The following is a 7470-nucleotide window of genomic DNA, read 5'->3' on the forward strand; positions in this document are numbered from 1 at the left end:
GCTTCCTTTTCCACTTCTTTCTGGATTCGGGTTAATTCTTTTTGAGCGCTTTGCATGTCAGGAAACGACGCCAGACTAACTTTAAACAGTGTCCCGGGCATTTCCTCAAGAATTCTAGCCTGCAGACCTCTTTTCTTCATGTTTTTGATATACGTTTCTGCGTCGCTTCGTTTCTTAAAGGCAACCCCTATAATTTCTACGGTTGTCGTTACTACGACGGGTTCTGCCTCTTTCTTTACCGGTTTTGCGGCTGGCACGGAATCGACGACCGCGCTATCCGGAAGACTGATAGGTTGATTTATAACTGCTGAATCAATTGATACAGGAAGGGGGGTATTCTTAATATTGGCAGAATCGGACGCTGCGGGGATACTTGACACATATCCTGGCAGCATGCTGTCAACTAAATTACGGGCTCGTGGATTGAAGAAATATAACAAACCTGCTGCAAGTATACCAAATAAGAGAGCGCCTAGGATTATTAATAGAAAACGATTTCTTTTTGGTTCTTCGACGTATACTTCCTCATTTTGAACTTCTTCCTGATTTTGGTAATTGATGAAATCTTCAATGGAGTCGCTTGGAATAGTAGCGGGTATAACGGGATCATTTACAAGCGACTCAACAGCTTTCTTAAGATCGGCTATTGGTTTTAGTCCATAAAACTTGCCAGTAATATCGAAGTTTGTCGATGGCTCAAATGTCAGGGTCTCACTATTTTGCCGAATAACTCCTAACGGTTTGACTTCGGCAATGCCGGAGGTTCCAAGTACGTCTAAAATACCGGAGGTGAATTTCTTAACGAAGTATTCCGCAGATGAGGGAGAAAGATTCTTCTTGAAGCTTATATAGTCTGATAAGGAGGTAAGGTCCGATAATTTATCAGCGAAAGAAACCTGATATGAAGGGGGCAGGAAAGAATTACTGGTGCTATCGTAGGATCCGGGAATTCTTTCTTTAGTGAATGTTCCTAGTCCGGGAAGGCTTACTTCATCCTGATTTCGCAACAAATCCGCAATATAAATCCCAATATCCATCCAGAGCGTAAAGTTAATTTTTAATTCGCAAGCACCAAAAACAAAGCGTTAGAATGAATAATTCACTCCTCCGAACAGGGTCAGACCTAGCCTGGAATAGTAAAGATATTTTTGGTAAGATTTTCCAAGTAAATTATTTGCACGAAGAAACACACCAAACTTATTGTTGATCCGATATTCAGCACCAGCGCTTACATCCATAAAACTTTTGATGTTTACGATATTAACGGGAGCCGATGCGGATCCAGGGGTTCTCGCAGAGCTCTCACCTTGAAACAACAGCTCGCCATCTATGATCACCTTTTCATTTACATCGAAGCGGGCATTTGAAGTAAGACGAAGGGTCGGCTTGAACCACGCTTCGTTTTCACTGGCCAGTTCATAATTGTAAATTTCTGCCTTTCCCGTCAAACCGAGAACCTCGGATGCTTTAACGTTAAACTGGCCATTCAGCCCAAATATTTTGCTGTTACCGTTGTCATATATGGCATCGAAACGATTGATGGTAGTTGCATTATTAACGAATAACAAAAGGTTTTCTACAGTTTTGTAAAAGCCAAATACTTTATATCCGAATTCCGCACCAGCATTTCCTTTAATACCAGCATAGATATTCATCTTCTCGACAGAGTTAGTTATAGAAATGTTTTTACTCAAGTAGGGGTTTTCCATCGCCAAATCTCTTAGTGAAGTCTTAAGCACATCTCCATTCACTCCTCCAAAGAGGATCGCATAATCGGTAACTACCGGAATTTCAGCAGAAACGGCTGGGAAAATATTTGTTCTGCTTTTGTCTCCAAACTCCTGGACGATATTAGCCCCAATGTTCAGTAAAAATCCTTTGCCCTGAAGCTTTACATATGGATTAGCTCTTAAAATGCTGTTTCCAATTTTGTAAGCTTCGTCTTTAACTGAGGTAAAATCTGCCGAAGCGTTAAGTCCAATGTTAAGCAGGTTTATCGCTTTGTTCACAGATCCGCCCAGAATGACTGTGCTTTCTCTGCCTTCATTAATATTGCTAAACTGGTAAACTTTCAGGTTTAAGGCGTAATCCAGGGGCGAGGATTCCGAGTAGTTATTCATCAGTTCTGCCTGCCCGATGATCGTACCAAATCTTTGCTTATCCATATTCACAAGGGCGGAAGACACCGGATTAGATCCATAGAAGTAAGTAGATCTCCGATCGTACATTAATTTACCCGAAAGTGAATACGAATCTAAAACCGTACGGCCAAATAGACCTAATTGCTGCGTTGAAAATTGCTGCCGTTCCTGATCGCCCTGCTGGGAAAGGTGCTTGAAAAAAGCTCCTGCTTGTAAAGCCTGGTCTCGTCCTGTATTAACGTAAACCTCTCCAAGTGTTGTCCCTGAGCTTCCCGCTGCACCTTTAGCGTAATTATTACTCAGAACAACTTCCTGTTCATCGGCCATTTTCTGAGCCTCCAGTACCTTGATATTGGAGTTTAGCTCAAGCTTTTTATCAATGATATTGTAGGTAAGCGCAGGTTTGTACGGCTGTTCGTTTTTGAGATCAGGGCTGCGGCGAATTTTTACAGCATCTGCGAGAACTGGTTTGTAAGGCCTTACAACTTCAATTTCTTCAGTAAGTGTTCCTGTAGGCGGCGTAGGGTTAGGTTTATCCTGTGCGAAAGAACTAACAGCCAGGCCTAAGAAGCTTAACAGAATCGTATATCTTAAAAATGGGATCTTCATCTTATTACTATTTATTTTATTGCTGCCAATTTTCCTTTTGCGATAGCGAGGATATCATCGTCGTCACTCTCGTAATTGTCAATGATACTTTGTAGTGTGCTTTTTGCCTGGAAATTATCCTTTAATCCAACGTAATTATCAGCAATAAGAATGTAGGTTTTTGCTACCCAATAATCATGGGAAGGCATTTTGTTGGTTAGTTCGAAAGCTGTGGCAAGCGAAGTTTTGAAATCACCTTTTTGATATTGGAGACTGGCAACGTTGTATTTTGCTTCAGCACCAGTAACGGTCTGAGTTTTATCAGCAACCAATGTGAAATATTTTAAAGCTTCTGCTTTATCCCCGGTTACCAGGTTTGCTTTACCTGAATACAGATCAGCCCTGAGTTTCTCTTCCTGCGATGATTTTTCAAAATCCCTTACGAACTGAGCATATTGCAAGGTTTCATCCGGCAAATTCATATTTGCGTATGATTCCATCAGATTATTGATAGCATAACCATAGTGTGCACGATATTCTGAAGTCAGTTCAAGCTTTTTCAAATGCACGATAGCCTCATTGTACTTCTTCTGAGAAAGATAGATCTTCGAGATACTGATCAATGCGCGCTCAGTATAATCACTGGTCCAATCGTTCAAAATATATTCGTAATCAGGAATTGATTCGTTCGGACGGTTCAGCTTAACCAGGCTCTCTGCCCGGATAAACTTAGCGTGTTTGTCATGGATCGGCTTATTTGGGAATTTATCGAAATAAGCGTTTACTGATTCGAAAGTTCCCTGATAGTCCCCTTTTAAAAAGCGGTTATTTGCTGCCTGAAAAGTGATGTTATCCTGCTCAGAAGTACTTAGATTTCCTATACTGGTCGTATTAGCATAAGATAGAAAGCCAGCAGCATCAGACCTTTCGAGATAGATGTTCTTAATAGATTCAAGTGCTAATTTAGCCTCATCGGTAGTCGTGTATTCACTTACAACCCGTTTAAATGTCTCGATAGCTGCGTCGTCCTGATCCTGGTTTAATTGGACAAGCCCAATGGTAATCAAGGCGCGCGGTACGTAGCTGCTCCGCGGATATTTTGTGATTAGCCCGCTAAGGTCATTTTTCGCAATATCAAAGTCATTCTTGATAAAATAGGTGTAGGCGATCTCAAATCCGGCATCATCAGCATAATTTGATCTTGGATATTGCTGAAGCAGGGACTTGTGAGTAGCAATCTTTTCATCGTTTTGACCTTGCAGACCCTGGATCATTCCTCTTTGAAACAATGCGTAATCTTCGCCTGTCGCGTTTGAAGATACAATGCGGTTGTAATAGGTTAGCGCATCGCCATAATCCTTCAGAACAAAATAAGAATCCGCCAGTCTAAGGACAGCGTCGTTGATAGTATTGCGATCCTTTTCATTTCCCTGTAAAAAGCGGCTGAAGTATGTTGCCGCTTTACGATAGGCTTCATGTTCGAAGGCTGCATAGCCTAATGCATAATGAGCAAAATTAAAAACATCAGTTTTACGGGATACAGGCATATCGAGGAACTTCTCAAAATTATCCACCGACTCACCAAATTTCCTCACTTCGTACATTGCTTCTGCAAGCCAGTATGTGGAAAGTGACTCGACGTCCGGGTCAACCGCACTGGCATTTGAACGCATAAAGGCTGAAATGGCATTTTGGAAAGCACGCTCATTATAAAATTCCAGGCCACGGTAATAAGTTACTTTTTGGTAAACTTCCTTAGCCTCTTTGTTCTTATTTGGAATAGATTCGAGGATTTCGATCGCATCCTTATAATTCTTGGTTGAAAGCAAGATCTCTCCAAGCAAAGTTTTGGCAGAGTCAAGTTTATTTGAACGCGGATAAGTTTTGATAAAAAGCTGTGTTGCGTCAAGCGCTACCTGGTGAAAATCAAGCTCGTAAGATAGTTTTGCATAGTTAAATAAACCTTCTTCCTGTAATTCTTTATCTACGGTTAATTTTGAGGCCTTGAAGAACGCATTACGGGCGCCTTGTTTATTGTTTGTCTTGAGAAATGATTCACCAAGTGCAATCATCCCGTTCTGGAAATATTCATCGGCCGAAGAGAGCTTTTCTAATTCGACAATAGCCTTTTTATAATCCTTAAGCTTGAACCAGGTATAACCGATCTGATAATTGTCTTGATTATTCTGAGTTTTTCCAAGATCTTTTTGTTGGAAATTCTGATAATAGATACCTGCGTTAGTATAATCTGACTTGGCGAAATACGAGGCGGCAACTATCCGGAACATCTCAGTTTCGTATAACTGCTTTGTAGACTTCAGGATTGGAACGGTGTATTTGATAACATCATCATACCTCTTGTCAAGGAAGTACATCGCCGATATATAATATGGATAGCTGTTTTCGTAAGCCTTCGAGCCTTTAAGGCGTTCAAACTCCGTGAGTGCAACTGTGTAATTCTTATTTAGATAATTAATGTATGCGTTGTAATAGATAGACTGCTCATTGTAGATATTTTGCTCGCCCTTCAATTGCGCGAACAGAGGCTCGGCATTCTTATAATCTTTAAGCTCGAAATAGGCGTAGGCTAATTTAAATCGGTATTCCGCTGATTCCTTTCCGGATAAGCTGTTTCTATCCAGCTTAGTCAGCCACTCAACTACTTTTTCATAATTCTTTTGAGCGAAATAGGAGCGACCTACCTGGTAAAATGCCAGCTTGGTGTTGCTATTGACCGGGTGCTGAGCTATAAATTTAAGGAACATTCCTTCTGCATCATCATTGCCGAGTTCCAGAGCGCAAAGAGCCAGATAGTATTGCGCGTTTTCTTTTAAAAGGCTTACTTCTGGGTTAAGTTCGACGGCAGCAGAAGATCTGGTTGAGGATTGCTCGACCTGTGTAAATTGACCGGCTGCAGCAACATACTTGCCTTTTTCGAGGAGTTCGATTCCGCTTTTGTACGATTGGTTTAATTCAAACCAAGCAGTATTTTGAGCAAGAACTGGAGAAGTGGCTAAAACGAGAAGGAGCGATTTAAATATGTATTTTGTGAGCATAAATAACCAAAATAGTTAACGCTAAATTAAGCTAAAGCGAATTAGGCATTCACATTAGTAATTAACAACTGTTGAAAACAGAATATTAAACGGTGATTATTTTCGGATGGTATTCAGATGACAAACTTATTAGTTGCGCTGACTGGCCAGAAGATACAGGACTGCCATACGTACCGCGACGCCATTTTCAACCTGGTCAAGGATAATAGATTGCTTGCTGTCAGCTACATCACTGGTGATCTCGACACCCCGGTTAATTGGGCCCGGATGCATAACGATTATCTCTTTATCGAGCGAATTAAGTATTTGTTTGTTCAATCCATACATCATGGAATATTCCCTTAAGGATGGGAAATATTTAATGTCCTGACGTTCCAGCTGAATTCGCAGCATATTGGCGACGTCGCACCAGTTTAGCGCCTTGATGAGATCATGTTCTACTTTAACACCAAGCGTGTGGATGAATTTAGGGATCAACGTACTCGGTCCGCATACCATTACTTCAGCACCTAGTTTTCTAAGACAAAGGATGTTTGAAAGGGCTACCCTTGAATGCAGTACGTCTCCAATTATCGCTATTTTCTTTCCGGCAACTTCTCCGAGTTTTTCACGGATAGAGAAAGCATCGAGCAAAGCCTGGGTTGGATGTTCGTGAGCTCCGTCTCCGGCATTTACGATCTGTGCATTAACATGTTTGCTGAGAAACACACCAGCTCCTGCGTAAGGATGTCTCATTACAACCATATCCACCTTCATGGAAAGTATGTTGTTTACCGTGTCAATCAATGTTTCGCCTTTGCTCACCGATGAAGATGAGGCTGTAAAATTTACAGTGTCTGCAGATAGCCTTTTTTGTGCCAGCTCAAAAGAGAGGCGGGTACGGGTTGAATTTTCGAAGAAAATATTTGCAATTGTAACGTCTCGCAAGGAGGGGACTTTTTTTATCGGACGGTTAAGTACATCTTTAAATGTATCAGCAGTTTCAAAAATTAATTCAATATCCCTTGTAGTGAGATCCTTTATACCAAGGAGGTGTTTTGTGCTTAATGTTTGAGCTTTCTCTGCCATTATTTTTCTGAAAGTAAGATGACCTTGTCTTCCTTATCTGTTTCTTTCCAGCTCACAACAACTTTTTGTGAGTCTATTGTGTCTACTTTAATACCTATGTAGTCTGCCTCAATGGGCAAATGTCTTGAATAACGACGGTCGACGAGCGTGAGTAGCTCTACTTTCGCAGGCCGGCCAAATGCGAGCAGCGCGTCCATTGCGGCGCGGATGGTTCTTCCTGTCCACAGGACATCGTCTACAAGGATCACTTTTTTGCCCTCAATGAAGAAGTTAATCTCGGTGGGGCTAGGAACGAGACCGTCCTTACGTCGGAAGTCGTCCCTGAAAAAGGTTATATCGAGATTTCCGCTTTTAATGGTGGCCATCGGCAATTTCTTTTCAAGTTCATCGATAATTCGCTTTGCAAGGAAGATCCCCCGGGGCTGTATGCCGATGATGACTGAGTTAGTAAAAAGATCGTGATTTTCGATTAACTGATGGCAAAGGCGTTGAATGGTAATCTGGAATTTATGACCGTCAAGCAAGGTAAGGTTTTGCATCAGTGCTTTGATTTGAGCAAAAGTAGGGAAATAAGTTGAGAGTTGAAAGTTGACAGTTGAAAGGTGAAAATGGAGAAT

The 7470-nt window shown here is 41.4% G+C and carries 5 protein-coding genes; all 5 read right to left on the reverse strand.

Translation table 11 applies throughout. The features are described from left to right. Positions 1–1037 (reverse strand): hypothetical protein (locus WKF69_RS17605; RefSeq protein ID WP_340383537.1); only part of this gene is annotated, 1037 nt, incomplete at its 3' end. A 48-nt stretch (positions 1038–1085) separates the two neighbouring features. After that, positions 1086–2750: a TonB-dependent receptor gene (locus WKF69_RS17610; protein WP_340383539.1), complete on the reverse strand. Its 1665-nt coding sequence runs from the start codon at positions 2748–2750 to the stop codon at positions 1086–1088. An 11-nt stretch (positions 2751–2761) separates the two neighbouring features. Next, on the reverse strand, positions 2762–5785 hold the full coding sequence (locus WKF69_RS17615; protein WP_340383541.1) for a tetratricopeptide repeat protein: 3024 nt from the start codon (positions 5783–5785) through the stop codon (positions 2762–2764). A 129-nt stretch (positions 5786–5914) separates the two neighbouring features. Then, positions 5915–6853, reverse strand: a complete 939-nt coding sequence (locus tag WKF69_RS17620; RefSeq protein WP_340383543.1) for an aspartate carbamoyltransferase catalytic subunit — start codon at positions 6851–6853, stop codon at positions 5915–5917. Further along, positions 6853–7392: a bifunctional pyr operon transcriptional regulator/uracil phosphoribosyltransferase PyrR gene (gene pyrR / locus WKF69_RS17625; RefSeq protein ID WP_340383545.1), complete on the reverse strand. Its 540-nt coding sequence runs from the start codon at positions 7390–7392 to the stop codon at positions 6853–6855. The genes WKF69_RS17620 and pyrR overlap by 1 nt, the downstream gene beginning before the upstream one ends. Between the last annotated feature and the right edge of the window lie 78 nt (positions 7393–7470).

Origin of the sequence: Daejeonella sp., from assembly GCF_037719425.1 — a bacterium.
Lineage (GTDB): Bacteria > Bacteroidota > Bacteroidia > Sphingobacteriales > Sphingobacteriaceae > Daejeonella.